The 23267-nt window shown below is 66.4% G+C and carries 21 protein-coding genes; 8 read left to right on the plus strand and 13 right to left on the minus strand.

What is annotated here, in order from left to right; translation table 11 throughout:
- Positions 1-66: 66 nt before the first annotated feature.
- From sstT to Q358_RS0105980, 4 genes are all read right to left on the minus strand, one after another.
- Complete coding sequence (gene sstT / locus Q358_RS0105965) at positions 67-1290, minus strand: serine/threonine transporter SstT (protein ID WP_027961214.1); 1224 nt, start codon at positions 1288-1290, stop codon at positions 67-69.
- 140 nt (positions 1291-1430) lie between these two features.
- Positions 1431-2546, minus strand: a complete 1116-nt coding sequence (gcvT, locus tag Q358_RS0105970) for a glycine cleavage system aminomethyltransferase GcvT (RefSeq protein ID WP_027961215.1) — start codon at positions 2544-2546, stop codon at positions 1431-1433.
- Positions 2547-2923: 377 nt separating this feature from the next.
- On the minus strand, positions 2924-4657 hold the full coding sequence (locus Q358_RS0105975) for an isocitrate/isopropylmalate family dehydrogenase (protein ID WP_027961216.1): 1734 nt from the start codon (positions 4655-4657) through the stop codon (positions 2924-2926).
- A gap of 88 nt (positions 4658-4745) precedes the next feature.
- Positions 4746-5993: a threonine ammonia-lyase gene (locus tag Q358_RS0105980; RefSeq protein ID WP_027961217.1), complete on the minus strand. Its 1248-nt coding sequence runs from the start codon at positions 5991-5993 to the stop codon at positions 4746-4748.
- A 155-nt stretch (positions 5994-6148) separates the two neighbouring features.
- On the opposite strand from Q358_RS0105980, the gene Q358_RS0105985 reads away from it, so the two are divergent.
- The 3 genes from Q358_RS0105985 (at position 6149) to Q358_RS0105995 (ending at position 8043) form a co-directional block, all read left to right on the plus strand.
- Complete coding sequence (locus tag Q358_RS0105985) at positions 6149-6907, plus strand: tellurite resistance TerB family protein (protein WP_027961218.1); 759 nt, start codon at positions 6149-6151, stop codon at positions 6905-6907.
- The gene (locus Q358_RS0105990; RefSeq protein ID WP_027961219.1) at positions 6907-7380 is read left to right on the plus strand and encodes a phosphatidylglycerophosphatase A family protein; all 474 of its coding nucleotides are present in this window, start codon (positions 6907-6909) and stop codon (positions 7378-7380) included. Before Q358_RS0105985 ends, Q358_RS0105990 begins: the two co-directional genes overlap by 1 nt.
- 96 nt (positions 7381-7476) lie before the next feature.
- Positions 7477-8043, plus strand: coding sequence for an NnrU family protein (locus tag Q358_RS0105995; protein ID WP_027961220.1), 567 nt, complete (start codon positions 7477-7479; stop codon positions 8041-8043).
- An 86-nt stretch (positions 8044-8129) separates the two neighbouring features.
- Here the strand turns inward: Q358_RS0105995 and Q358_RS0106000 are convergent, their stop codons facing one another.
- The 3 genes from Q358_RS0106000 to Q358_RS16685 are packed head-to-tail and all read right to left on the minus strand — an operon-like array spanning position 8130 to position 10509.
- Positions 8130-9479, minus strand: coding sequence for a sensor histidine kinase (locus tag Q358_RS0106000; RefSeq protein WP_027961221.1), 1350 nt, complete (start codon positions 9477-9479; stop codon positions 8130-8132).
- Positions 9476-10147, minus strand: a complete 672-nt coding sequence (locus tag Q358_RS0106005) for a response regulator transcription factor (RefSeq protein WP_027961222.1) — start codon at positions 10145-10147, stop codon at positions 9476-9478. The genes Q358_RS0106000 and Q358_RS0106005 overlap by 4 nt, the downstream gene beginning before the upstream one ends.
- The gene (locus Q358_RS16685) at positions 10144-10509 is read right to left on the minus strand and encodes a PepSY domain-containing protein (RefSeq protein WP_043487748.1); all 366 of its coding nucleotides are present in this window, start codon (positions 10507-10509) and stop codon (positions 10144-10146) included. Before Q358_RS16685 ends, Q358_RS0106005 begins: the two co-directional genes overlap by 4 nt.
- Positions 10510-10621: 112 nt before the next feature.
- On the opposite strand from Q358_RS16685, the gene Q358_RS0106015 reads away from it, so the two are divergent.
- Complete coding sequence (locus tag Q358_RS0106015) at positions 10622-11101, plus strand: PepSY domain-containing protein (RefSeq protein ID WP_043487750.1); 480 nt, start codon at positions 10622-10624, stop codon at positions 11099-11101.
- Positions 11102-11167: 66 nt separating this feature from the next.
- Here Q358_RS0106015 and Q358_RS0106020 read toward each other — a convergent pair whose 3' ends face one another.
- Together Q358_RS0106020 and Q358_RS0106025 are read right to left on the minus strand one after the other, a co-directional pair.
- Positions 11168-12823, minus strand: coding sequence for an FMN-binding glutamate synthase family protein (locus tag Q358_RS0106020; protein ID WP_043487752.1), 1656 nt, complete (start codon positions 12821-12823; stop codon positions 11168-11170).
- A gap of 56 nt (positions 12824-12879) precedes the next feature.
- Positions 12880-13449: a gamma-glutamylcyclotransferase gene (locus tag Q358_RS0106025; protein WP_027961225.1), complete on the minus strand. Its 570-nt coding sequence runs from the start codon at positions 13447-13449 to the stop codon at positions 12880-12882.
- A gap of 358 nt (positions 13450-13807) precedes the next feature.
- Between Q358_RS0106025 and Q358_RS0106030 the strand changes: the two genes are divergently transcribed.
- The 3 genes from Q358_RS0106030 (at position 13808) to Q358_RS0106040 (ending at position 15187) form a co-directional block, all read left to right on the plus strand.
- On the plus strand, positions 13808-14014 hold the full coding sequence (locus Q358_RS0106030; RefSeq protein ID WP_027961226.1) for a cold-shock protein: 207 nt from the start codon (positions 13808-13810) through the stop codon (positions 14012-14014).
- A gap of 138 nt (positions 14015-14152) precedes the next feature.
- The gene (locus tag Q358_RS0106035) at positions 14153-14821 is read left to right on the plus strand and encodes an alpha/beta hydrolase (protein WP_027961227.1); all 669 of its coding nucleotides are present in this window, start codon (positions 14153-14155) and stop codon (positions 14819-14821) included.
- A gap of 141 nt (positions 14822-14962) precedes the next feature.
- Complete coding sequence (locus Q358_RS0106040) at positions 14963-15187, plus strand: hypothetical protein (RefSeq protein ID WP_027961228.1); 225 nt, start codon at positions 14963-14965, stop codon at positions 15185-15187.
- Between the two features lie 14 nt (positions 15188-15201).
- Here the strand turns inward: Q358_RS0106040 and Q358_RS0106045 are convergent, their stop codons facing one another.
- Together Q358_RS0106045 and Q358_RS16690 are read right to left on the minus strand one after the other, a co-directional pair.
- Complete coding sequence (locus Q358_RS0106045; protein WP_027961229.1) at positions 15202-16596, minus strand: PhoH family protein; 1395 nt, start codon at positions 16594-16596, stop codon at positions 15202-15204.
- Between the two features lie 323 nt (positions 16597-16919).
- Complete coding sequence (locus Q358_RS16690; RefSeq protein WP_156940866.1) at positions 16920-17642, minus strand: murein L,D-transpeptidase catalytic domain family protein; 723 nt, start codon at positions 17640-17642, stop codon at positions 16920-16922.
- An 84-nt stretch (positions 17643-17726) separates the two neighbouring features.
- Between Q358_RS16690 and Q358_RS0106055 the strand changes: the two genes are divergently transcribed.
- Positions 17727-19385: a L,D-transpeptidase family protein gene (locus tag Q358_RS0106055; protein WP_027961230.1), complete on the plus strand. Its 1659-nt coding sequence runs from the start codon at positions 17727-17729 to the stop codon at positions 19383-19385.
- A 127-nt stretch (positions 19386-19512) separates the two neighbouring features.
- On the opposite strand, the gene Q358_RS0106060 is transcribed toward Q358_RS0106055, so the two are convergent.
- Together Q358_RS0106060 and Q358_RS0106065 are read right to left on the minus strand one after the other, a co-directional pair.
- Positions 19513-21360, minus strand: coding sequence for an ABC transporter ATP-binding protein (locus tag Q358_RS0106060; RefSeq protein WP_051530209.1), 1848 nt, complete (start codon positions 21358-21360; stop codon positions 19513-19515).
- 83 nt (positions 21361-21443) lie between these two features.
- Positions 21444-23243, minus strand: a complete 1800-nt coding sequence (locus Q358_RS0106065; RefSeq protein WP_027961232.1) for a peptidoglycan DD-metalloendopeptidase family protein — start codon at positions 23241-23243, stop codon at positions 21444-21446.
- Positions 23244-23267 lie beyond the last annotated feature (24 nt).

Consider the following 23267-nt stretch of genomic DNA (forward strand, 5'->3'; position numbering starts at 1 on the left):
AGTCGTTCTTGTTATCTGAGTGGCGCGTGTTGTTTGAGCGGCACTTGTTGTCTGAGTGGCCGCCGATCAGTGTCGGCGGCGCTCGACGGCGCGGCAGGCGGCCGCGGTAAACAACACGTCGGTGGAGGAGTTCAGGGCCGTTTCGGTGGAATCCTGCACCACGCTGATCACGAAGCCGATGGCGACGACCTGCATGGCCACGTCGGTGGAGATGCCGAACAGGCTGGCGGCCATGGGGATCAGCAACAGCGAGCCGCCGGCGACGCCGGAAACGCCACAGGCGGCCAGCGCCGATACCACACACAGCAGCAGGGCGGTGGGAAAGTCGACGTTGATGCCCAGGGTGTTGGCCGCGGCCAGGGTGATCACCGAGATGGTGACCGCCGCACCGGCCATGTTGACGGTGGCGCCCAGCGGGATGGAGATGGCGTAGGTATCCGGGTCGAGCTCGAGGCGCTCGCATAGCGCCATGTTGACCGGAATGTTCGCCGCCGAGCTGCGCGTGAAGAAGGCGGTGATCGCGCTGCCGCGCAGGCAGGCGAAGACCAGCGGATAAGGATTGCGGCGGGTCTGCCAGAAGACGATCAGCGGGTTGGTCACCAGCGCCACGAACAGCATGCAGCCGACGATGATGCTAAGCAGTTGTCCATACTCGAGCAGCGCGCCCAGCCCGGCCTCGGCCAGGGTATTGGCGACCAGCCCGAAGATGCCCAGGGGGGCGAAGCGGATGACCACTCGCACGATGCCGGAGACCGCCTCGGAGAGGTCGTTCAAGGTATGGCGGGTGGCATCGCCGGCCTGGCGCAGCATCAGGCCGAGGCCGATGGCCCAGGCCAGGATCGCGATGAAGTTGGCCTCCATCAGCGCGGTCACCGGGTTGGCAACGGCATTGAGCAGCAGGTTGTGTAGAATCTCGATGACGCTGCCCGGCGGGTTGCCACTGACCTCGGGCATGTCGAGCGTCAGGGTGGTGGGGAAGGTGAAGCTGGCGACAACGGCGACGAGGGCCGCCACCAGGGTACCGACCACGTAGAGGATCAGCACGCCGCGAATATGGGTGGGCTGTCCCTTGCGGTGCCCGGCGATGGCGGCCGCGACCAGCACGAACACCAGGATGGGCGCCACGGCCTTGAGGGCCGAGACGAACAGCTCACCCAGCAGCGAGAAGGAGCCGGCAAGCTCCGGTGACACGGTGGCGAGCAGGATGCCGCAGGCGATGCCGATGGCAATCTGGGTGATCAGGCCCAGGCGTAGTACGGGGCCGAACAGGGCGTTGAGCGTGGCAGTCATCGAGGATCTCTCGGGGGTTGGAGGCTTGCCGTCGGTCGGGCCGGATCAGGCGGCCCGGATGTGGCGGCCCCATCCTGGCGTGGTGTCGCCGGGACGGGGCTTTGGGTCTTGTATCACCGCTGGGAAAGGTTCCTGGGGCGTTAGCTGCCGCGATGGTAGCCCGGGGTGACGAAGGGGGTCTTGCTGACGGTCATGGGCAGATGCTTGCCCCGGACCTCGGCGTAAACGGTAGTGCCGACCTCGGTGTTGGCCAGGGTCACATAGCCCAGGGCGACCGGCTTGCCTACGCTGGGGCCGAAGCCACCGGAGGTGACCCGGCCGATCTCGTTGCCATCGGCGTCGAGCAGCGGGGCGCCCTCGCGCACCGGAGCGCGACCCTCGCCCAGCAGGCCGACGCGCTTGCGCCGGTGGTCCTTCTCGGCCACCTGATGGAGTATCAGGTCGGCGCCGGGGAACCCGCCGTGGCGCTCGCCGTCGCGGCGGCGCGGCTTGCTGATGGCCCAGATCAGCCCGGCCTCGACCGGGGTCGTGGTGGTGTCGATATCGTGGCCGTAGAGGCACAGGCCGGCTTCCAGGCGCAGAGAGTCGCGGGCGCCCAGGCCAATCGCCTCGACTTCCGGCTCGGCCAGCAGGCGGCGAGTCAGGGTGTCGGTCTGGTCGGCGGGCACCGAGATCTCGAAGCCATCCTCACCGGTATAGCCGCTGCGGCTGATCCAGACTGGAATGCCGTCGATCTCGAAGTGACCATGCTGCATGAAGACCAGTTCGCTGACCTCGGGGCAGAGGCGCTTCAGGACCTCGGCGGTCCGGGGGCCCTGAATGGCGATCAGGCCGCGGTCCAGCTCCTCGAGCTCGTGTCCGTCGGGCAGGCCGCGGCGCAGGTGAGCGATATCCTGGGCCTTGCAGGCGGCATTGACCACCAGATACAGGTGATTGCCGGCGTTGACCACCATCAGGTCATCGAGGATGCCGCCATCTTCGCTGGTGAACATCGTATAGCGCTGCATGCCCTCCGGCAGGCCGACGATATCCCCCGGTACCAGGGTCTCCAGTGCCTCGGCGGGGGCGGGGCCGCGCAGCAGCAGCTGACCCATGTGCGAGACGTCGAACAGCCCGCAGGCCGTACGCGTGTGCTCGTGCTCCTTCTTGACGCCGAGGGGATACTGCACCGGCATCTCATAGCCGGCGAAGGGCACCAGCTTGGCGCCGAGCTCGACGTGCAGGTCATGAAGGGGGGTGTGCTTCAGCTCGCTCATGGGGGGCCTCCGATAACAGGGAAAACGCAGCGGCATGCCTCAAGGATAGCGGCAACCGGATAGCATGGTGCCTAGAGTAGACGATGTTTCCTATTGGAAACAATGGAGATGGGAATGAATTCCGGCTGGAATCCTGGAATATCGGCAAGGCGGAAGGGGAGGAAGGCATGACGGAAGCCCGCCAGGCAAGCTGAAAGCCCCGCAGGCAAGGCGAAGGACGGATCCCGGTTTTCTTATTGGAAACATCTCGGCGGCGGGTGGCCGCCGTGCCGCGGTCGCTTGGCGGGAGAGCGGTCGGCCGTTAGGGCCGCGCGTCTCGTTGGCATCGCCGATGGGGCCGGCGCAGGGGCCCCATCGGCATTACCGGCGTCCGGGGCTCAGAGCCGGCTGGCCACGGCGTCGAGGAAGCCCTGCATATCGACCAGCGTCTCGTTGGCCGGGTCGCTGGTCTTGCCCTTGAGGTCACCGGTAATGAAGCCGGCATCCACGGTCGCGATCAGTGCTTCCTTGAGGCGCTGGGCGTACTCCACCAGCGCGGGGCTCCCCTCGCGCTCGCCGAGGGTCTCCAGGGCGTTGGCCACGGCGAACAGCAGGGCGGAGGAGTTGAAGTGTGCCTCGCGGCCATCGGTCTCCAGGTACTTGAGGTAGAGGTCGTGGGCGGTGCCGTGGGGCGCCTCGAACAGCATGGTCCCGTCCTTGCTCTCGATGATCGAGCTGGCGGTGGCCAGGCTGCCACCGAGGGCGGCGGAGATATCCGAGAAGATGTCGCCGTCCAGGTTCTGCGCCGGATAGAGGGCGTTGCGGGGTGGGTCGGTGATCATCTTCATGAGCTGACTGGAGGGTCGCATGATCATGAACGAGGGAGGCGGGGTATCGTTGTCGGCCAGTTCGCGACGCACGTCGGTGATCACGGTGCTGAACACGTCGTCGTATTCCATGTATTCGCGCTTGAGGCCGAAGTAGACCTCCTTGCTCTTGCGCGAGGCATCGCGGAACACCTGCAGCACCCAGTCCTTGATCGCCGCGTGATCGTTGGACATCAGCAGGATCGGGTCACCCTTCTTGACGTGTCGAGCGTGCTTTTCCTCGCCGTCGACGATTACCTTGAGGATGCCGTTCTCGTCGGCGGGGGCGTTGAAGCTGCCATACTGGTCGCCGCCGCCGGCGCTCATGCGCGAGATGGAAACCTGGGCCTTGCGGTCGGGGATACCGAACGCCTTGAGCTGTTCGACCAGCTTGTAGAGCTTGCGACCGGTGTTGTTGTCGGGCACGCCCCAGATGGCCCGCTCCGGCGGGTTGGCGACCAGGCGTGCGGCCTGGGCGTCGATGAGCTCGTAGAAGTAGCCGAGGCCCAGCGCCTCGACTTGCCGGCGGTAGTGCTCTTCGAAGATGCTCTCGATGGCGGCACGCATCACGCCGTCATAGCCGGCGATGACGGTGTCCTTGAGGCCCAGGTAGATATCGCGCTTCTCGTCGATGGCGCGCTGGAAGAAGCGATGTGCCCAGGCCTTGACGTCTTCCAGGTCGTTGGTGGCCAGCAGCCAGGGGTCGCCCTTGCGCACCTCGCGGCGGTGCAGTTCCACCGGGTCGCCGCTCGAGCCCACGAACATCAGCTTGACCACGCCGGTGTCGCGGGAGAGCTCGTTGAAGCTGTCCTTGATGCCACCGACCTCCATGGTGTCGACCACGATATCGCGGCCGACCCACTCGGGACGCTTGACCAGGAGGTTGCGGAACTGGATGTCCTCGCGGGTGATATTGCCGCCGATTCCCTTGCGGATGGCGCCATTGGGGGACTTGGTGGCCAGCGGGTGCAGCCGGGTACCGTCGAGGTCGGGATGCTTGGCGAGCAGCTCGCCGAGCTGGGTGCGGTTGACCGTCATGCCGGCATTCTTGATGCCCACGCCGTGGCGCTTGAGTGCCTCGACGGCATCGATCACTACCTGGCCGTTGGTCACCAGACGGTTCTCGGCGGAGAGGTCGATCTCGACGAGCGGAATCTCTAGCCGGGAAGTCACGAAGGTATCGAGAATCTTCTCGAAGGCTACCTGGGCCATTTCGTCACCATGGAGGATAACCAGGGGGGCCTCGACTCTGATCTTGCTGCTCATCGCCTCGTCTCTTTTCTGCACGCTGGAAGGTGCCCATAGGGTACGCCGGAAGGTCGGGTGGCGCCATGCCTCCAAGGGGGCAGGCCCCTCAATCGTCGCTGCCGGCCCAGCGTTCGTCCGGGTGCACCTCGTTGGCGGGGAGTACCGGGTCGTAGCCGTCGCGGCGCAACGCCTCGATCACCTCGCGGGTGTGGTCGCTGCCCAGGGTCTCCAGGGTGGCTTCCACCTCGGTGGAGCGCAGCGAGAGGTCGGTGAAGGTGCGATGGTGGGCGATATGAATGACGTTGGCATGCTGTTCGGCGAGCTGTCTCGTCAGCTCGGCCAGGGCGCCGGGCACGTCGGGAATGGCGACGCGCACGCGCACGATACGCCCCGAACGCACCAGGCCGCGCTGGATGACCGAGGAGAGCGCCAGCATGTCGATATTGCCGCCGCACAGCACCAGTCCCACCTTGCGGCCGCGGTAGCGTTCCGGATCGGACAGCACCGCGGCCAGGCCGGCGGCGCCGGCGCCTTCTGCCACGCTCTTCTCGATCTCCAGCAGCAGCAGGATGGCGCGCTCTATCTCGGGCTCGTCCACCAGCACGATATCGCGCACCCGTTCGCGAATGATGGGCAGGGTCAGCGTGCCGGGCTGCTTGACGGCGATGCCTTCGGCCAGGGTGGCGAGTCCGCAATGGATCTCCTCTCCGGCCAGCGCCTGCTGCATGGCCGGAAAGCGCTGGGTCTGCACGCCCACGATCTCGATGTCGGGCTTGAGCTCGGTGGCGGCGATGGCGTTGCCGCCGATCAGCCCGCCACCGCCGACGGGGATCACCAGGGCATCCAGGTCCGGGGTATCCTCGAGCATCTCCAGGGCGATGGTGCCTTGCCCGGCGATGATGCGTTCGTCGTCGTAGGGGTGGACGAAGACCAGGTCGCGCTCGGCGGCCAGGCGATGGGCGTAGTCGCCGGCCTCGGCGACGCCCTCGCCCTCGAGGTGCACCTCCGCCCCGAGCTTGCGGGTATTGTGTACCTTGAGGTTGGGCGTATGCCGGGGCATGACGATGGTGGCGCGGATGCCCAGCCGTGCGGCGTGGTAGGCCACCGCCTGAGCGTGGTTGCCGGCCGACATGGCGATGACGCCGCGCTCTCTCTCCTGTTGGGAGAGTGTCAGCAGATGGTTCAACGCCCCGCGCTCCTTGAAGGCGGCGGTGAACTGGTGGTTCTCGAACTTGATGTAGAGCTCGCAGCCGGCGATTCGCGACAGGGTGTGCGAGATCAGGCAGGGGGTGCGCTCCACACTGCCCCGGATACGCTCGGCGGCGATACGGATATCATCGAGGGTAACGCTCATTAGGCGGCTCCTGTTCGTGTCCGGTTATCATTTTCATGATGCGGCGTCGCGGTGTGGATGTCGAAGTGGATCGCGAAACGGATGCTTAAACATCGAAGCCTGGGATAGAGTTCAGGCATGCCCGGTGGGGAGTGTTCTGCCATGAGGAGAGTGTGATGAACGCAAGCAAGATACTCGGACAACTGATGCAGCAGGCCGGTGGTCAGTCCGGTGGCCGGTCGAATGACGAGGGGGCGGGCGGCTCCGGCCTGGATATCAAGGGCATGCTCGACGGCCTCTCCCGCCAGTTCGGGGGTGGCCAGAGCCGCGACGGCCAGGACGGCGGCTCGGGGCTCGATGTGAAGAGCCTGCTGGGCGGTGGTGCCCTGGGGCTGCTGGTGGGCTCCAGGCGGGGGCGCAAACTGGGCGGCAAGGCGCTCAAGTATGGCGCCATCGCCGGCGTGGGGATGCTGGCCTGGAAGGCGTGGCAGAATTCACGCGGCGACTCGTCCACATCAGGCGAGCCGAGCGATGCGTCGCCCGCCGAGGGCGAACCGGTGGAGCAGCTGGGCGGCGAGGCCCAGGAGCAGCGTAGCCTGGCGCTGCTGCAGGCGATGATCATGGCCGCCCGCGCCGATGGCCATATCGATGACCAGGAGCGCGAGCTGATCGCCGGGCAGGTCGATGCCCTGGGGGCCGACCAGGAACTGCACGCCTGGATGGAGCGTCAGCTTCAGGCGCCGTTGGACGCCGAGGCCCTGGCGGCGCGGGTCGAGTCGCCCCAGGCGGCCCGGGAGATGTACCTGATCAGCGTCGCGGTGGTCGATGAACAGAACGCCATGGAGCGTGCCTGGCTCGACCAGTTGGGCAAGGCCCTGGCATTGCCCGACGACGTGACCGCGGAGCTCGAGCGCCAGGCCAGGGAGGCCGGCTGATGGCCGATCCCCTGATGGCGCTGGCCACCGGCTTCGGCCTGGGGCTCTCACCCTGGGCCTCGGGCACGGTGGGCTCGCTTCTCGGTCTGGTGCTGGCCTGGTGGCTGCTGGGGCGAACCCGGCGAGTGCAGGTGGCGGTCACGCTGGCGCTGCTGCTCGCCGCGGTGCCGGTGTGTCACCTGGCCGAGCAGGCACTGGGCGGCAAGGATGATGGGCGCATCGTGTTCGACGAGATCGTCGCCTTCCCCGTGGCGGTCGTGGGCCAGGCCGCGGCGCGCCAGCCCCTGGTACTGGCGTCCGCCTTCGTGGTCTATCGGGTATTGGATGCCACCAAGCCGCCGCCGGTGAGCCTGGCCGAGGCGGTTCCCGGCGGCGTCGGCATCGTGCTCGACGACGTGATCGCCGCGGCCATGACCTGGCTGGTGATGGCCGCGGGCCTGGCCCTCTGGCGCCGGCGTCAGGCCTCTTCCTGAGACACCGATAACCCTGGCCGCTGCCCAAGCAACCGACTACGCTGGCAGCGGCTGTGTTCCACGCCGTTCTTGTTTTCATTGATGGAGGTTTCGTTCATGACCGTGCTGCTGCTCGGGCTGTTGATCTTTCTCGGCGTACATTCGGTACGCATCCTGGCCGATGATTGGCGAGGTGCCCAGATCCAGCGGATGGGGGTGCTGCCCTGGAAAGCGGCCTACTCGGTGGCTTCGCTTCTCGGTTTCGTCCTGATGATCTGGGGCTATGGCCAGACGCGCCTGGACCCGGTGTGGGTCTGGCAGCCGCCGCAGGGCTTAAGCCATGTCGTGTCGCTGTTCATGATACCCGCCTTCGTGTTGTTGGTGGCGGCGTATGTGCCGCGCAATCATCTCAAGGCGAAGATGGGTCACCCGATGATCCTGGCGGTGAAGCTCTGGGCCTTTTCCCACCTGCTGGCCAACGGGCGGTTGGGCGATATCGTGTTGTTTGGCGCCTTCCTGGTTTGGGCAATCTTCGATTTTCGGGCGGCCCGTCGGCGTCCACCGGTCGAGATGGCCACCCCGAGCGTGGCAGGCACCGTTACGACCGTGGTGGTCGGCCTGGTGGCCTATCTCCTGTTCGCGTTCTACCTGCATGTCCGGCTGATCGGCGTACCGGTGATGTGAGTGTCCAGGCGTCACCGGCTTTATCACGCCACCATCCCGCTCGAGGACCGCAACGACTGCGCCGATACGCGGATGTGAGCGCCGGCTCACGAGGTTTCTTTCAGCGCGCTGCCGGCCAGCCATAACCGGGCGCGCAGCCCCCCCGACGGGGCCTCGTCGAGGGTGAGCCTGCCGCCGTGGAGTTCCGTCAGGTCCTCGACGATGGCCAGGCCCAGGCCGTTCTCCGAACGCCGCTCGTCGAGGCGCGAACCGCGGGCCATGGCGGCCTGGCGCTGGGCGGCGTTCATACCCGGGCCGTCGTCCTCCACCGCCAGCCACACGCCTCCGGCCTCCTGTCCGCCGCTGAGTTGGACCCGGGTTTCGGCCCAGCGCAGGGCGTTGTCGAGCAGGTTGCCGATCAGTTCCTGGAGATCCTGGGCATCCATGCGCAGATATAGCGGTGCCGGCAGCTCGGCATGCAGGGCGATACCGCGGCGCTGGGCCAGCCGGCCCAGCCCTTCGATGATCGGGGCCAGTACCTCGCCCACGGTGATGCGTGGGGCGAGGCCGGCGTCGCCTGCCGCCGTGGCCCGGGCCAGATGATGATGCACGGCGGAATCGATGCGGGCCAGCTCGTTGCGCAGCCGGGTACGGCGCGGCTCCTCGACACCGTCGGCGAGGGTGGTCAGCGTGCTGACGGGGGTCTTCAGGGCGTGGGCCAGGTTGCCCGCGGCATGGCGGGCATGGGTCATCAGGCGGCGGTCGCGCTCCAGCACGCCGTTCATGGCCGTTGCCAGGCGCGACAGCTCGGCGGGTAACCGGGTATCGAGACGTTCGGCGTCGCCATCCTCCACTCGGCGGAGGCCCCGGCGCAGTCGACGCAGCGGCGCCAGCCCCCAGTGGACCTGCAGCGCCAGGGCGGCCAGCAGCAGGGCACCCAGGCCAGTCAACGACAGCGCCACCAGGCGGTCGAACCGGGCGAGTTCGGTATCCAGGGGCTCACGCGAGATGGCCACGGCGACGTGTAGCGGTGAGGCCAGGGGGGCGAGCCGGATATCGCGTTCGATGACGCGTAGCGAGGCGTCGCGCGGCCCCTGGATATCCCGTAGGAGAACCTCGCGGCGGTCGACGGTGGCCAGGCGCTGGTCCCATAGCGAGCGCGATGCGAGGGTCTGCGCTCCGCCGTCGCTGACCTGCCAGTACCAGCCCGAGAACACTCGCGTGAAGCGTGGCTCGCCCAGGGTGCGTTGCTGGACCAGTTGGCCCGCCGCGTCATCCCAGGCCAGGCCGGCGATCACCACCCGCAGCAGCGATTCGAGTCGCTGGTCGAAGGCCTCGGTGGTGGTCGTCTGGAAGTGGCGAGAGAGGCCGATGCCGGCCAGCGGCAGTGAAAGGACCAGGGTCAGCAGGCTGGCCAATACCAGCCGGGTGGCAAGCGAAGGGTGGCGCAGGCTCATGGGGCCGGGGCGGCGTCGACCAGGCGATAGCCCTGGCCACGCAGGGTTTCGATGCGCGGCGCGCCCAGCTTGCGACGCAGGCGACTGATCTGCACATCGATAACATTGGAGTCGGGCTCGTGATCGCGATCGTAGACGTGTTCGGCGAGCTCGCTGCGGCTGACCACCCGGGGGGCGGCGTGGGCCAGGTAGGCGAGCAGGCGCGATTCCTGGGCGGTGAGGCTGATAGGGCGGCCGGCCAGGGTGACGCTGCCGCTGTGGGTGTCGAAGGTAAGTTCGCCGATTCTCAGCACCGGGTGGGCGTGGCCGTGGCTGCGTCGCACCAGGGCGCGTAGCCGGAACAGCACTTCGGCGGTCTCGAAGGGCTTGGTCACATAGTCATCGGCCCCGGCCGAGAAGCCGGCGGCCTTGTCGGCCCAGCGAGTGCGCGCGGTGAGCACCAGGACCGGCAGCTCGATGCCATCATCGCGCCATTCGGCGAGCCAGCGACTGCCATCGCCATCGGGTAGCCCCAGGTCGAGGATGACGGCATCATAGGCCTCGGTGCGCACCAGAAAGTCCGCCTCGCCGCCGTTCTCGGCCCGCTCGAGCAGCAGCCCGGCGTCGCCCAGCGCCTCACAGAGAGCATCACCCAGGGCACGATCGTCTTCCACCAGCAGCACCTTCATGGTGCATCCTCCCGGCGGCGCATGGCATCGATCCTTACCCCTTCCATGCCGACCAGCTCACCGCTCTCGGCATCGAACTCGAACTCCACCACCTGGCCCTGGGGGCCGAGCATCTCGATCTCGTAGGCGAGTCGGTCATCGTCGCGTTCCAGCTCTACCTCCAGTACCTGGCCCACATAGTGTGCCTCCAGCCAGTCGAGCAGCGTGGGCAGTGGCACGATACGCTCCTCGCGCACCGCCGCATGGAGGTCCTGCCAGTCGTTATCCGCCCAGGCGGGGGCGGTGCCCTGGAGCAGCAGGGCGGCCAGCATCGGCAAGCCAAGGCGCAGGAGAAAGCGAGGGAGAGGAGAGGCCGTCATCATGCTCACAGGGTGCCAGGGGGAACATGAACAGAGCATGAACGCTGGCGTCACCCTGGGGCAAGGTCACAGGGTGTGTAATGGCCCGGCAATCCCTGGAGAAGAGGTATTCATCATGCAACGCAATACGCAACGCCCCCTGGTCCTGGCCGGTTCGCTGGCCCTGTTGATGGGGGCCGCCGGCCTGGCCCAGGCCGCCGATGACCGCCTGGCGACAGAGCGCCTCGATGAGGTGCTGACCCAGGCCTCTGACTTCGGCTTTCAGGCCTTCGAGGAGATCGAGGCCAAGCGCGGCGGCCGCTTCGAGGTGGAAGGCTGGCTCGATGACGAATGGCAGGCCGAGGTGAGCTTCGACCCGGCCAGCGGCGAGAGCCTCAGGGAAGAGCGCAGGCGTCGCGACGGCGGTGCCTGGGGGCTCAGCGAGGCCGAGGTGCGCGACGCCATGGCGCTGGCCGTGGCCGAGGGCCTGGCCGAGTTCGAGGAGATCCAGGCCGATCGCGATGGTCGCGTCGAGATCGAGGGTTATGACGTCGATGGTCGCGAGCTGGAGGTCAAGAGCCGCGATGGCGAGGTTGTCGAGGTCGAATACGACTGACGGAAGAGGGCCCGGCGCGGAATGCGCCGGGCCCTCTTGTTGGGTGGCGTCGGGTAGCGAAAGGAGCTAGTAGAGCTTGCTGTCGCGCAGCCGCATCAGCGCCTCGGGCGGTGCGAAAGTGTCGGCCCGGGCGCTATCCCAGAAATCACGGAACACCGGGTGGTGCTCGGCGCCGCCCGCCAGCAGTTCGCCCGGCGTCAGGAAGTCGTGGAGCTCGGCGAAGCTTCTTATCTCGTGGCGCGAGAGGCGGTGTGACACATGCTCCGGGCCCAGTTCCGAGGAATGGTGAAGCCCCGCGGCGCCCAGCATCTCGGCCAGGGCGGCGAGGGTGTTGGCGTGAAAGCCGGCCACGCGCTGTGCCTTGGTGGGCACGTCCAGGCGGCTGCCGCGCAGGGGATCCTGGGTGGCCACGCCGCTGGGGCAGCGGTCGGTGTGGCAACTGCGGGCCTGGATGCAGCCCAGGGCGAACATGAAGCCGCGTGCGGCGTTGCACCAGTCGGCGCCCAGCGCCATGGTGCGCGCGATATCGAAGGCGTTGGTCAACTTGCCGGCCGCCGCCAGCCGTACCCGGTCGCGGAGGCCGGCACCCACCAATGTATTGTGTACCAGCAGCAGCGCCTCGTTCAGCGGCATGCCCAGGTGGTTGATAAATTCCAGGGGAGCAGCCCCCGTACCGCCTTCGCCGCCATCGACGACCACGAAATCCGGATGTTCACCGGCCTCGAGCATTGCCTTGACGATGGCGAACCACTCCCAGGGGTGGCCGAGGGCCAGCTTGATGCCGACGGGCTTGTCACCGGCCAGCTCGCGCAGGCGCACGATGAAGTCGACCATCTCGCGGGGCGTGGTGAAAGCCGTGTGGGCCGCCGGCGAGACGACATCGCGCCCCTCCGGGACGCCACGAGTGCTGGCGATCTCCTTGGTGACCTTGGCGCCGGGAAGAATGCCGCCATGGCCGGGCTTGGCCCCCTGGGAAAGCTTGATCTCGATCATCTTGACGGCGTCCTGACGGGCCGCCTCGCGAAAGCGTTCGGGGTCGAAGCCGCCGGCCTCGTCGCGGCAGCCGAAATACCCCGAGCCGATCTCCCATACCAGGTCGCCCCCGCGGCGGTGATAGGGCGAGATCGCGCCTTCGCCGGTGTCGTGATAGAAGCCGCCTTCCCGGGCGCCATCGTTGAGGGCGCTGATGGCATTGGCGGAGAGCGCGCCGAAGCTCATCGCCGAGATATTGAACACGCTGACTGAATAGGGATGGGTGCGCTCGGCGCCCACCGTGATGCGCAGGTCATCGGGCTCGATATGGGTCGGTGTCAGGGAAGGGCTCATCCACTCGTAGCCGGTGTGGTTCATATGGTGCAGCGAGCCGAAGGGGCGCTTGTCGCTGACGCCCTTGGCGCGCTGATAGATCAGACGACGCTGCTCGCGGGAGAAGGGCACCTCTTCGGTATCACTCTGGATGAAGTACTGCCGAATCTCCGGGCCGAACGACTCCAGGTTGTAGCGCAGATGGGCCAGGATCGGGTAGTTACGGCTGACCGTGTGGCCGTGCTGGCAGAGGTCATAGGTGCCCAGCGCGACCAACAAGCCGAAAATGAGCACTCCCCAGCCCCAGGCGCCACCGGCAACGCTCAGGCCTATCAGGCAGGCGATCAGCCCCAGCAAGCTGAGTCCATAGGCGCTGAAGCGCAGGGGAGGTGACGCGAGGTGGGGCAGGTAAGACATGAGGCACTCCGGGGCAATGAGAGACGGCCCCATTGCATGGGCCCCGTGGGGGAATGTCAATCGGCCGTGGGCAGGCGGGCGGCGAGGGCAAAGACGTGATCATCCTCGACCTCCAGGGCGCGGAGTGCCTCGGCGAGGTGCAGCAGGTAGTCCCGGTTGGGGCCACTGGGGCCATGGGAGGAGGCGATCTGTCGGGCGATGGCGTCCAGCGGCGCCTCGCCCAGGTAGGCGGCGTTATCGGCGCCGGCCAGGTAGACCAGCCCCCGGGTGCTGCCGCCGAGGGCATCATCGAAGCACAGCGTGGTCACCTCGCGCAGGTAGCCGTTCTTCTCCCGCACATCGAGGGGGGCGAGCACCTCGGGCGTGATGCGATAGGCCATGCCGTGGCAGACCGCCTTCGGCTCGGGCACCAGGGTGGCCACCCGACCCGGGGCCTCCGGCGTGCCGCGATGGTCATGGGAGCCCTGCCAGAAGCGGCGCACCCAGCCATGGATATGGGCCGGGCGGCGCTCGAGATAGGGGAAGTCGGCCTTCCAGATCAGCGAGCCGTAGCCGAACAGCCAGATGGCGTCGTGGCCGGCGAAGTGGTTTCTCTCGTGGTTCAGCCGAGTGGTGTCGTGGCTCATGGCGCTCCTCTTCTGTGTTTTACTCTATGTCTGTGTTTTGCTCTATGGCCCAGCGGTCAGCACAACATATCGCGATAACGCGCGCCATGGCCGTACCGGGATTCTGCCCGAGCCGCCACGCCATCCGCGATAGCCCCGTACGCCCTGCCAGATAGTCCGTAAAGATGGCCCCGTAAATAGTGTTTGACGTGCGCCCGGCGAGGGGGCATGCTTGGTAAAGTTGGTTAGCAAGTCGTAATACCCCAGGTAGGCATCGAACGCTCTGGCGCCTCGATTTTCCCGGGAACGTATCTTGTTTTACCCACTGCAACTCGGGTATTACCCGGCAAAATCAAAGTGCTATTAGAGGAATTCGATAATGGCTACCGGTACCGTCAAGTGGTTCAACGACACCAAGGGCTACGGCTTCATCTCTCCGGACGACAGCGGCGACGACCTGTTCGCGCACTTCTCCGAGATCCAGGCCGACGGCTTCAAGACCCTGCAGGACGGCCAGAAGGTCTCCTTCGAGGTCACTCAGGGCAAGAAAGGCCTCCAGGCCTCCAACATCCAGGTCATCGACTGATCGGATGTAGGCTGCTCTGCAGTTGATGAAAGGCTCGCCTCGGCGGGCCTTTCTGCTGTCTAGGGCATGGCATTTCCCGATGGTCAGCCCGGGCGCATTGCGCTAGGGTGATTCCTTTTGTGCTGGAGACCCTGACTCATGAGCGAGCCCGGTGAGTTGATCATCGATCCCAAGGGCGACAAGCCCGCCGACGCCTGCGTGTTTATCCTTCACGGCCTGGGGGCCGATGGCCGCGACTTCGAGCCGCTGGTACCGGCCCTGTCGCTGCCGGCCGATGCCAGCGTCCGATTTATCATGCCCCATGCGCCGCGCCTGCCGGTGACCGTCAATGGCGGCGTGGTGATGCCGGCCTGGTACGACATCCACGAGATGAGCCTCGACCGTCGCGTCGACGAGCCTCAGCTCAATGCCTCGGCCGAACGCATCCAGGCCCTGGTGCACGAACAGATCGAGCTCGGCATCGACAGTCGGCGCATTATCCTGGCCGGCTTCTCCCAGGGCGGGGCGGTGGCCTACCAGGCGGCGCTCTCCTTTGAAAAGCCGCTGGGCGGCCTCCTGGCGCTCTCCACCTACTTTGCCACCGCCGAGAGCATCACGCTTGCCGAGGCCAACCGTGAGCTGCCCGTCGAGGTGCATCACGGCAGCTTCGACCCGGTGGTGCCCGAGGCGCTGGGGCGCGCAGGTTTCGAGAAGGTCAAGTCCCTGGGCTATCCCGCCCACTACCGCCAGTACCCCATGGCCCATGCCGTCTGCCCCCAGCAGGTGGCGGATATCGGCCACTGGCTGAGTCAGCGCCTGGGGCTCTGAGTGGCGCCGGTACCGCCATGTCGCTCGACGGCGAGGCGTCGACCCGGCCCCGAGAACGCCTTGATGCACCCGGGGTGGTAATTCATCCTGAGCCTCGTCACGATTGAGGCATCCGTGTCCTGCCTAGAGGAGAATGACAACATGTCCGGACTCTCTGAAGACTTTCGCCTGCCGGTGCCCTGCCTGAGCTGCGGTAGCCATCTGATGCGTGTGTCCCGGGTGAAAAATCCCGACGACATGGTTCACTGCGCCTCCTGCGGCAAGCCGGTCTGCCTGTGGCACGAGGCCCAGACGGTGCTCAGGCAGGGGCCCGGCAGCGAGAGCGAGGCGCTGATCGAGGCGGCGGTCAATCGCTATCGCCACTGAGCCCCTGGGCCGGGCTAGAGGAGTTCCTCGCCGGCCAGTGCCAGACGCGAGCGCTCGACGCTCTTGAGGGTCACATGGCCGGCATGGGGCCAGTCCCGGAAGCGTTGTACCAGTGCGGCCATGCCGCAGGTGTTGGCGGTAAGGTAGGGCGTATCGATCTGCCCCACGTTGCCCAGGCAGACGATCTTGGTGTTGCGTCCGGCCCGGGTAATCAGTGACTTGAGCTGCTTGGGCGTGAAGTTCTGTGCCTCGTCGATGATCAGGAAGGTGTCATTCAGGGTGCGCCCGCGCATGAAGCCCGGGGCCCGAATCTGGACCCGGGCCCCGAGCAGCTGGCGGGTGGCGCCGTTTTCCCAGCTGGACTCGCCGTCCTCGTTGCGCAACAGGTTGTCCATGTTGTCGTGGAAGGCCCCCATCCAGGGCGACATCTTCTCTTCCTCGGTGCCCGGCAGGAAGCCGATATCCTCGCTCATGGAGATGGGGGCGCGGGTGAAGACCAGGCGCTCGAAGCGCTTGCTGTCCAGGGTCTGCTGGAAGGCCGCGGCCAGGGTCATGAAGGTCTTGCCGGTGCCGGCGCTGCCGGCGATGGTGACGAGGTCGATATCGTCATCCATCAGCAGATTGAAAGCGAAGTTCTGGTGGCAGTCGCTGGCGTGCACCCCCCATACGCTGGCGCCGTGCCGATAGTTGGTGGCAAGCTCCAGGCGGGCATAGCGCTCGCCTAGCTCGCGTACCACGGCCTCGAAGCCGGCTTCGGTGTCGGCAACCAGCATGCCGAGGTGCCAGTCGGCGGGGATCTCGCCGGTCAGATGGTAGATGACGTGCCGATGCTCGCGCTCCACTCTGACGTCCAGAGCGAGATCGTTCCACAGCTCGCCGCCGCCATTCGGGTAGACATGCACTCCTTCCAGCATGGCGTCGCTGTCGGTAAAGGCTCGATCGGTGAGGTAGTCCTCCACCGGTACGCCCAGGGCGGCGGCCTTGACGCGTAGATTGATGTCCTTGGTAATCAGGATCACCGAGGCGTCGCTGCGCTCACGGCGCAGGCGGCAGGTCTCGGCGAGGATGCGGTTGTCGGGGCTGTCATCCAGCGTTTCGAGGCCGCTCAGGTCGGAGTAGCAGAGCAGGCGCAGGCGGCCTTCGGGGCCATTGAGGCGTGCTATGGGGATGCCGTCGCGGATCTGCTCGAGGCCGACGTCGGCGGTAAGGTCGGACAGGGTGCGGCTGACCTGGCGCGCGGAGCGGGCGATCTCGCGGATGCCGTTCTTGTGCTTGTCGAGCTCCTCGAGCACGGTCATGGGAATGACCACTTCATGCTCGTCGAACTGATAGAGGGCAGCGGGGTCGTGCAACAGCACGTTGGTGTCCAGCACGTAAAGCCGGGTGGCTTTCTTGTCGATGCGTACCATCGGCGCAGCTCTCCTGATTGTCGCGAAACAGGCGTTCATGACGCCCTGGTATCGGCACTGTCGGCGCTCGACATCCGAAGATGACGATGGCCTGACAGCATCAGCGGCGCTGGGGGTTCCTCCTGTAGCTGGGGCATACTGCCTTGGACAAATGACGGAGCGGGTGGTGCCCCTTTTCACCGAGCATGGTGGGCGGGCCCTGGGCTGGCAAGGCGACGGGCTCGCGGAGTTTAAACGCAGGGCTCACTCTGCGTGCTGGCAGGCCTGCTCCCTGTTTGTCGCTTCGGTCGATGAGGCAGGGGCGTCGCCTGGCGGGAAGCGGCTCAGTTCAGCGCCAGGCGCTGTTCCTGGTCGCGGTTGCAGTCGAGGTAGGCGGAGTCTTCCAGCCATTCGGGGTCGGGGTAGTAGGCGAACAGATACTGCTCTTCCTTGAGGCTGTCGATCAGCGGGTAGGAAACCTCCTGACGGACCGCCGGGCAGCCCAGGCTGCGACCCAGGCGGCCGGTCTGCTCGATAAAGGACTCGCTGACATAGTCGGCGCCGTGCATCACGATGGCCCGATCATAGGCCAGATGATTGACGCCCGTTTCGAGCCCCTCGAGGCGCAGCGAATAGCCGTTGCGACCGTAGTAGGTATTCATGGTGCGAAACAGCCCCAGGCTCGACTGATGGCTCTCCGGCGTATTGGAGAAGCGCGAGGCCAGGGCGTTGCCGGAGCCGCGGCCGTGGGAGACGAGTTCCTCGAAGAGCAGCGTCTTGCGCGCCAGGTCGAAGACCCATAGTCGAGGTTCGCTGGAGGGCAGGGAGTAATCGATGACCGCCAGCCTGTCGGCATCGGGGTCGGCGCAGGACAGGGCGTTGGCGGCCAGCGTGAGCACCTCGCGGCTGGCCTGGGGCGCCAGGCGAGTGAGGGTCCGGGTCAGTGACTCGCCGTCCCGGGATCCGGGATTCAGGGCCTGGGCGAGAGTCGTTTCGGCGCAGGCGGGGGCGCCGGCCATCAGGCCTGTCGCACAGAGCAGCCAGGCGGCACGCGGTGGTCGCATCATGAAAACTTCCCTCCTGATTTCTCGCTATGATGAAAGGACGAGGCCGACTAATCAAGCTACCCATAAACGGTTCTGGAGGCGAACATGCGGCGATCTGTCGCGATAGTTGCAATAGGTGCGATGGCGCTGGGGGCCATGCTGACGTCCGGCATGGTCGTGGCGGAGCCGTCGACCGAACATTCGGCAGTTCAGTCGACCGAACATTCGACAGGGCAGGAGCCCGCCGTGACCTCGGTGGAGGCGCTCCTCGAGCAGCGAGACGGCGCCCTGGGCGACTTCTATGCATCGCGCGACTTCCAGGCGGCCTGGACCCGGGCGTCTCACGTGGAGGCGCTGGTCGAGTCACTGCAAGGGGTGGCCGAGGATGGCCTGGATCCTGCCGACTACGGCGCCGACCGTCTGCTGGCCGCGTATCGCAAGGCTCAGGCCGGCGACGACCGGGCCCGAGGGCGCTTCGATACCCGTGCGACTCGCGCCCTGTTGACGGCGCTGGGCCATCTGCATCATGGCAAGGTCGATCCACACAGCATCGATCCCGGCTGGGAGGTACCGATCAACGCGCAGCTGCCGCCGGCCGCGACGATCGCGGAGGCGGTGGAGGCCGAGGAGATCGCGGCGCTGTTCGACGCGGTGCGTCCGGCCTATGCCCCCTACCGGAAGCTCAAGCAGGGGCTGGCTCGCTATCGCCATATCCAGCGCCTTGGCGAATGGCCGGTGTTGCCCGAGAACGGGCCGGTTCTGCGCCTCGGCGAGGCGCACCCGGATGTCGCGATCCTGCGCGAACGCCTGGCCCGGATCGGCGAGCTGGAGGTCGTGGCGGCAGACGCCTCGATTCTGCCGTTGGCCGATCTGGAGGCGCCGGCCCCGGAGCATTTCGACGCCAGCCTGGAGGCCGCGGTAAGGCGCTTCCAGGACCGCCACCTGCTGGAGGCGGATGGTGTCGTGGGGCCGCGGACCCGGACGGCCCTCAATGTGCCGGTGGGCAAGCGTATCGATCAGGTTCGGCTCAATCTGGAGCGGGCCCGCTGGCTGATGCACGGCCTCCCCGAGGCCTTCGTGCTGGTGGATATCGCCGGCTATCGGGTGAGCTATTTCCGCCCCAACGGCGAGGTCTGGCGTTCACGCATCGTGGTGGGGAAGCCCTATCGACGCACCCCCACGCTACGCTCGAAAATCACCCACCTCACCGTCAACCCGACCTGGACGGTGCCACCGACCATCCTGCGCGAGGATGTGTTGCCCCGCGTGCGTCGCGACGCCAGCTATCTCTCGCAGCGCAACATGCAGGTGCTGACGCCCTCGGGGCAACGGCTCGACCCGAGCCGGGTCGACTGGTCGAACCCGGGCAATGTGATGATTCGCCAGGCCGCCGGGCCGGGCAATGCGCTGGGCCAGGTGGTGGTTCGCTTTCCCAACGACCACCTCGTCTATCTGCATGATACGCCGGCCAAGGGGCTGTTCGCCCGCCAGCAGCGAGCCTTCAGCTCCGGGTGCATTCGCGTGCAGGGCGTCATGGAGTTTGCCCAGCTGCTGTTCGACGATACCGGCAGCGAGCGCAATCTTCGCGCCCTGCTGGCGGATGGGCGAACCCGCAACGTGCCCCTGGCCGAACCGATGCCGGTTATCCTGCATTACTGGACGGTCCACCCGGACGCCGCCGGCCGAATGGTCTTTCGGCCCGATATCTATAAGCGCGACGAGGCCCTGCTGCGGGCACTGGACCGCCCGCTGACATCCTTGTAGGGGCGCAATTCATGATTGGTTCGACACATCGGCGATGGCCAGCGGCGCTACCGCCGACTCGTCTATCGGTCGCTGAATCGCCCGATAAATCGGGAACCTGCGGCGCGGTAAGGGCTAGGCGTAAGGATCAGGCATAGCCCCTGGCCTGGAGCCGGAAGAGCGTGGCATAGCGGCCGTTGGCGGCCATCAGGCTGGCGTGGTCGCCCTGCTCCAGGAGGGTGCCGCCATCGATGACCAGGATCTGGTCGGCGGCGCGCACCGTGGAGAAACGGTGGGAGATCAGGATGGTCATCTTGCCCTGGCTATGGTCGCGGAAGTCGGCATAGACGGCCGCCTCGGCGGCGGCATCCATGGCCGCGGTGGGCTCGTCGAGTACCAGGATATCGGCGCTCTCGCGCATATAGGCGCGGGACAGGGCGACCTTCTGCCACTGGCCACCGGAGAGTTCCTGGCCGCCCTTGAACCAGCGCCCCAGCTGGGTGTGATAACCGCCGGGCATCTCGGCAATGAAGTCGTCGGCCAGCCCCCGGCGAGCGGCTTCCTGCCAGCGTGATTCATCCTCGAAGGCGGTCACGTCGCCGGCCCCCAGGTTCTCGCCGACCTTCATCTGGTAGCGCACGAAGTCCTGGAAGATGACCCCGATGCGTCGGCGCAGCGTCTGAAGATCCCAGTCCCGCAGGTCGTTGCCGTCGAGCAGGATGCGCCCCGTGCTCGGCTCATAGAGGCGGGTCAGCAGCTTGATCAGGGTCGTCTTGCCCGAGCCATTGGCGCCTACCAATGCCAGGCTCTCGCTGGGCCTGAGATGCATCGAGATCCCCGAGAGGGCGGGTGTCTCGGCGCCGGGATAGGTAAAGCCCACGTTCTCGAAGCGAATGCCGTCGCCGGGGTGAGCGCCCTCGGTCAGGCGGCCGGCCTCCGGCGCCACCGGCTGTTCCAGATACTCGTAGAGATTGGAGAGGTAGAGGTTGTCCTCGTACATGCCGCTGATCGAGGTCAGGCTCGCCGACAGTGCCGCCTGGCCCTGCTTGAAGACCATCAGGTACATGGTCATCTGACCCAGGCTCAGGGTGCCGGTGATGGTCTCCACCACCACCCAGGCGTAGGCGCCGTAAAACGCCAGGGTGCCGAGCAGGCCGAGCACGAAGCCCCAGCTCTCCCGGCGCAGCGTGAGCCGGCGATCCTCGGCGTAGAGGGTGTCGAAGATCTTCCGATAGCGATCCAGCAGCAGCGGCTCCAGGCCGAACAGCTTGACCTCCTTGATGCTGTCCTCGCGGGCCAGCACGGTCTCCAGATACATCTGCATGCGAGTCTTGGGCGATCGCCAGCGGAACAGTCGGAAGGCATCGCCGGAGAACTTGGCCTCGGAGATAAAGACCGGCAGGGCACCGATCACCAGTACCAGCAGCGCCCAGGGAGAGAACTGCACCAGCAACACGCCGAAGCTGAACAGCGAGATGCCGTTCTGGGCCAGGGAGAAGGTCTTGTTGACCAGCCCCAGGGGACGGGTCGACGCCTCCCGGCGGGCCCGGGTGAGCTTGTCGTAGAACTCGGAGTCCTCGAACTGGGCCAGGCTCAGGGTGCCGGCCTTCTCGAGGATCATCACGTTGACCTTCTGGCCGAGCAGGGCACGCAGCAGCGACTGCTGAGCGGAGAGTGCGCGTTGAGCCAGGGCGATGGCGGCGATCACCCCGCCTTCGGCGAGCACATAACGCAGCACGGGCCACCACGCCACGCTGCCCGTCTCGGCGTGCTGCTCCATGGCGGCCACCACCGCATCGACGATCAGCTGGCCGAGCCAGGCCGCCACCGCCGGCAATACGCCGGCCACCAGGGTGGCAATGGCCAGGCCCAGGGTCAGGGCGCGTGAGGTCTGCCAGACCAGGGCAAGGGCGCGGCGGCTATAGCGAAAGACTCCCAGAAAGGCCGTCAGGCGGTTCTCGGGGGGCGGGGTGGGTCGGGGTGAGCGCGATGACACGGTGCTCTCCGTCAGGGGCAGAATCGAGGCGCCCCGCACAATGGCGGGGCGCAATGGAACAGCGAGAGTGTCGAGACGCGAGGTCAGCCTTCGTCGGACTCCTCATCCGAGTCATGCTCGCCGGTGCTGGCCACCACCGGGCCGGCTTCTCCGGACTGCAGGGTGACAAGCAGCGGTTCGGCTTCGCGCTGGAAGGCCATCAGACGATCCCCCGATAGGCTCTTGTTCTCCGGCAGCTTGACCTGCATGGCATCGACCTGATCGTCGTTGACCAGGACCTCGTAATGCAGGTGTGGGCCGGTGCTGCGGCCGGTGTTGCCGGAGAGGGCGATGCGCTGCCCCATGGTCACGCGGTCGCCACGGCTGACCAGCGGCTTGGAGAGGTGCAGGTAGCGGGTGCGATAGCCGTTGTCGTGACGGATCACGATGTAACGGCCGGCGGCGTAGTGGCTGCGAACCGACTCGACCTCGCCGTCGGAGGGAGCGGTGACCGGCGTGCCGATCGGCATCGCGAAGTCGGTGCCCTTGTGCGGGCTGACGCGTCCGGTTACCGGGTGCTTGCGATACGGGTTGAAGTTGGAGCTCAACCGGTAACTTCCCTCGAAGGGGTAGCGGTTGAAGGCGGGGTCGAGGCTTTCCCCCTCCGGCGTGTAGAAGTTGTTGTCGGCACTGTTGCGAATCAGGGTCAGGTCGGTGCGTTCTCCCTCGTACTGAACCGCCAGGATTCGCGGGTCGAAGCTCTCGCCCTCGATGACATCGGATTCGACCAGGACCTGAAAGTGGTCGCCGCGACGGGTGTCGCGGCGGAAGTCGAGCTTCTTGCCGAGCACATGGACCAGTCGCGAGACTTCGGCGCTGGACAGGCCGGTGGACTGGGCCGAGCGGGTGAAACTCCCGCTGACGGTGCCGGTAAACAGCCGCTGTGCGGCCTCACCGGTGTTCTCGATGCTCGCGACCTCGAAGGTATCGCCATTGCGTTCCGCCACGAAACCACTGCGTGCATCACGCATCATGCGCAGGGTCAGCAGCTCGCCGTCCTCGTCCAGCTTGTAGTCGAGGCGGCTGCCGATCTGCCAGCGTTCGAGCATGTCGCGGTCGGGCAGCTGGTCCAGCAGCGCCAGGGCCTTGCTGTTGCCCAGACCCAGATAGTTCTGGGCCATGCGGGTGAAGGCATCGCCCGGGGCCACGGTGTAGGTTTCCCACTCCGGGACATAGGGATCGAGGGCGGCAATTTCCTTCTCCAGAAATACCGGACCGTCGTCGAGGGTGCTCAGCTCCCCCTCGGGGATCTCTTCATAGGAAGTGGCATCCGCCACCAGGCCGTCGTCCTGCTCGAGCATGCCGGCACCGATGGTGCCGACCACCGTGGCGATATGCACGGCACCGCGGTCGAGTGTCTCGGCGTCTCGCGACGCCAGTCCGGCGGCCACTTCGACCACCCGTTCGTCCAGGATCTTGTCGGCCGGCGCCCGGGCCATCATCCGGGGACTATCGTTCGTTGCCGTTGTGTCATCGCCACGCCGAGCCAGCATGGGGGGCGCCGAATCGATACTGGTGGCATTAGCCTTGTCGATCAGTTCGAGGTCGACGACTTCGCTGACCTTCAACTGGGTAATGGGTACCCGCTGCTGGGTGGCATCCAGCGCCTGGTTGGCCATTTCAATGGCCTCACCCACGGAGCTTCGCTGAAGGTTCAGCGAGGGCAGCTGTGAGGAGGCATCGGCGTCGAGGGGAATGACCACGGTTTTCAGGGGTCCCGAGTCGCGCTGGACATCCTGATAGGTGGTAACGATCTTCTGTGCGCCCAGCACGGTGACCATGGTGGCGACGGGTAACAGCAAGAGCTTGTGCGCGCGGGGCAGCGAATGTAGGGCTCGCAACATGAGATAAAGGCCGGTAAAGATAGG

The sequence above is a fragment of the Halomonas halodenitrificans DSM 735 genome (genome assembly GCF_000620045.1).
GTDB classification, from domain to species: domain Bacteria; phylum Pseudomonadota; class Gammaproteobacteria; order Pseudomonadales; family Halomonadaceae; genus Halomonas; species Halomonas halodenitrificans.

What these genes read in the sequence shown, in the direction of transcription:
- Q358_RS0106040 (WP_027961228.1), top strand. Translation starts at nt 14,963, where the DNA reads ATGTCCGGACTCTCTGAAGACTTTCGCCTGCCGGTGCCCTGCCTGAGC.
- Q358_RS0105980 (WP_027961217.1), bottom strand. Translation starts at nt 5,993, where the DNA reads ATGAGCGTTACCCTCGATGATATCCGTATCGCCGCCGAGCGTATCCGG.
- Q358_RS0106055 (WP_027961230.1), top strand. Translation starts at nt 17,727, where the DNA reads ATGCGGCGATCTGTCGCGATAGTTGCAATAGGTGCGATGGCGCTGGGG.
- Q358_RS0106030 (WP_027961226.1), top strand. Translation starts at nt 13,808, where the DNA reads ATGGCTACCGGTACCGTCAAGTGGTTCAACGACACCAAGGGCTACGGC.
- Q358_RS0105995 (WP_027961220.1), top strand. Translation starts at nt 7,477, where the DNA reads ATGACCGTGCTGCTGCTCGGGCTGTTGATCTTTCTCGGCGTACATTCG.
- sstT (WP_027961214.1), bottom strand. Translation starts at nt 1,290, where the DNA reads ATGACTGCCACGCTCAACGCCCTGTTCGGCCCCGTACTACGCCTGGGC.
- Q358_RS0106005 (WP_027961222.1), bottom strand. Translation starts at nt 10,147, where the DNA reads ATGAAGGTGCTGCTGGTGGAAGACGATCGTGCCCTGGGTGATGCTCTC.
- Q358_RS0106025 (WP_027961225.1), bottom strand. Translation starts at nt 13,449, where the DNA reads ATGAGCCACGACACCACTCGGCTGAACCACGAGAGAAACCACTTCGCC.
- gcvT (WP_027961215.1), bottom strand. Translation starts at nt 2,546, where the DNA reads ATGAGCGAGCTGAAGCACACCCCCCTTCATGACCTGCACGTCGAGCTC.
- Q358_RS0106015 (WP_043487750.1), top strand. Translation starts at nt 10,622, where the DNA reads ATGCAACGCAATACGCAACGCCCCCTGGTCCTGGCCGGTTCGCTGGCC.
- Q358_RS0106045 (WP_027961229.1), bottom strand. Translation starts at nt 16,596, where the DNA reads ATGGTACGCATCGACAAGAAAGCCACCCGGCTTTACGTGCTGGACACC.
- Q358_RS0106020 (WP_043487752.1), bottom strand. Translation starts at nt 12,823, where the DNA reads ATGTCTTACCTGCCCCACCTCGCGTCACCTCCCCTGCGCTTCAGCGCC.
- Q358_RS0106065 (WP_027961232.1), bottom strand. Translation starts at nt 23,243, where the DNA reads ATGTTGCGAGCCCTACATTCGCTGCCCCGCGCGCACAAGCTCTTGCTG.
- Q358_RS0106035 (WP_027961227.1), top strand. Translation starts at nt 14,153, where the DNA reads ATGAGCGAGCCCGGTGAGTTGATCATCGATCCCAAGGGCGACAAGCCC.
- Q358_RS16685 (WP_043487748.1), bottom strand. Translation starts at nt 10,509, where the DNA reads ATGATGACGGCCTCTCCTCTCCCTCGCTTTCTCCTGCGCCTTGGCTTG.
- Q358_RS16690 (WP_156940866.1), bottom strand. Translation starts at nt 17,642, where the DNA reads ATGATGCGACCACCGCGTGCCGCCTGGCTGCTCTGTGCGACAGGCCTG.
- Q358_RS0106000 (WP_027961221.1), bottom strand. Translation starts at nt 9,479, where the DNA reads ATGAGCCTGCGCCACCCTTCGCTTGCCACCCGGCTGGTATTGGCCAGC.
- Q358_RS0105990 (WP_027961219.1), top strand. Translation starts at nt 6,907, where the DNA reads ATGGCCGATCCCCTGATGGCGCTGGCCACCGGCTTCGGCCTGGGGCTC.
- Q358_RS0105975 (WP_027961216.1), bottom strand. Translation starts at nt 4,657, where the DNA reads ATGAGCAGCAAGATCAGAGTCGAGGCCCCCCTGGTTATCCTCCATGGT.
- Q358_RS0105985 (WP_027961218.1), top strand. Translation starts at nt 6,149, where the DNA reads ATGAACGCAAGCAAGATACTCGGACAACTGATGCAGCAGGCCGGTGGT.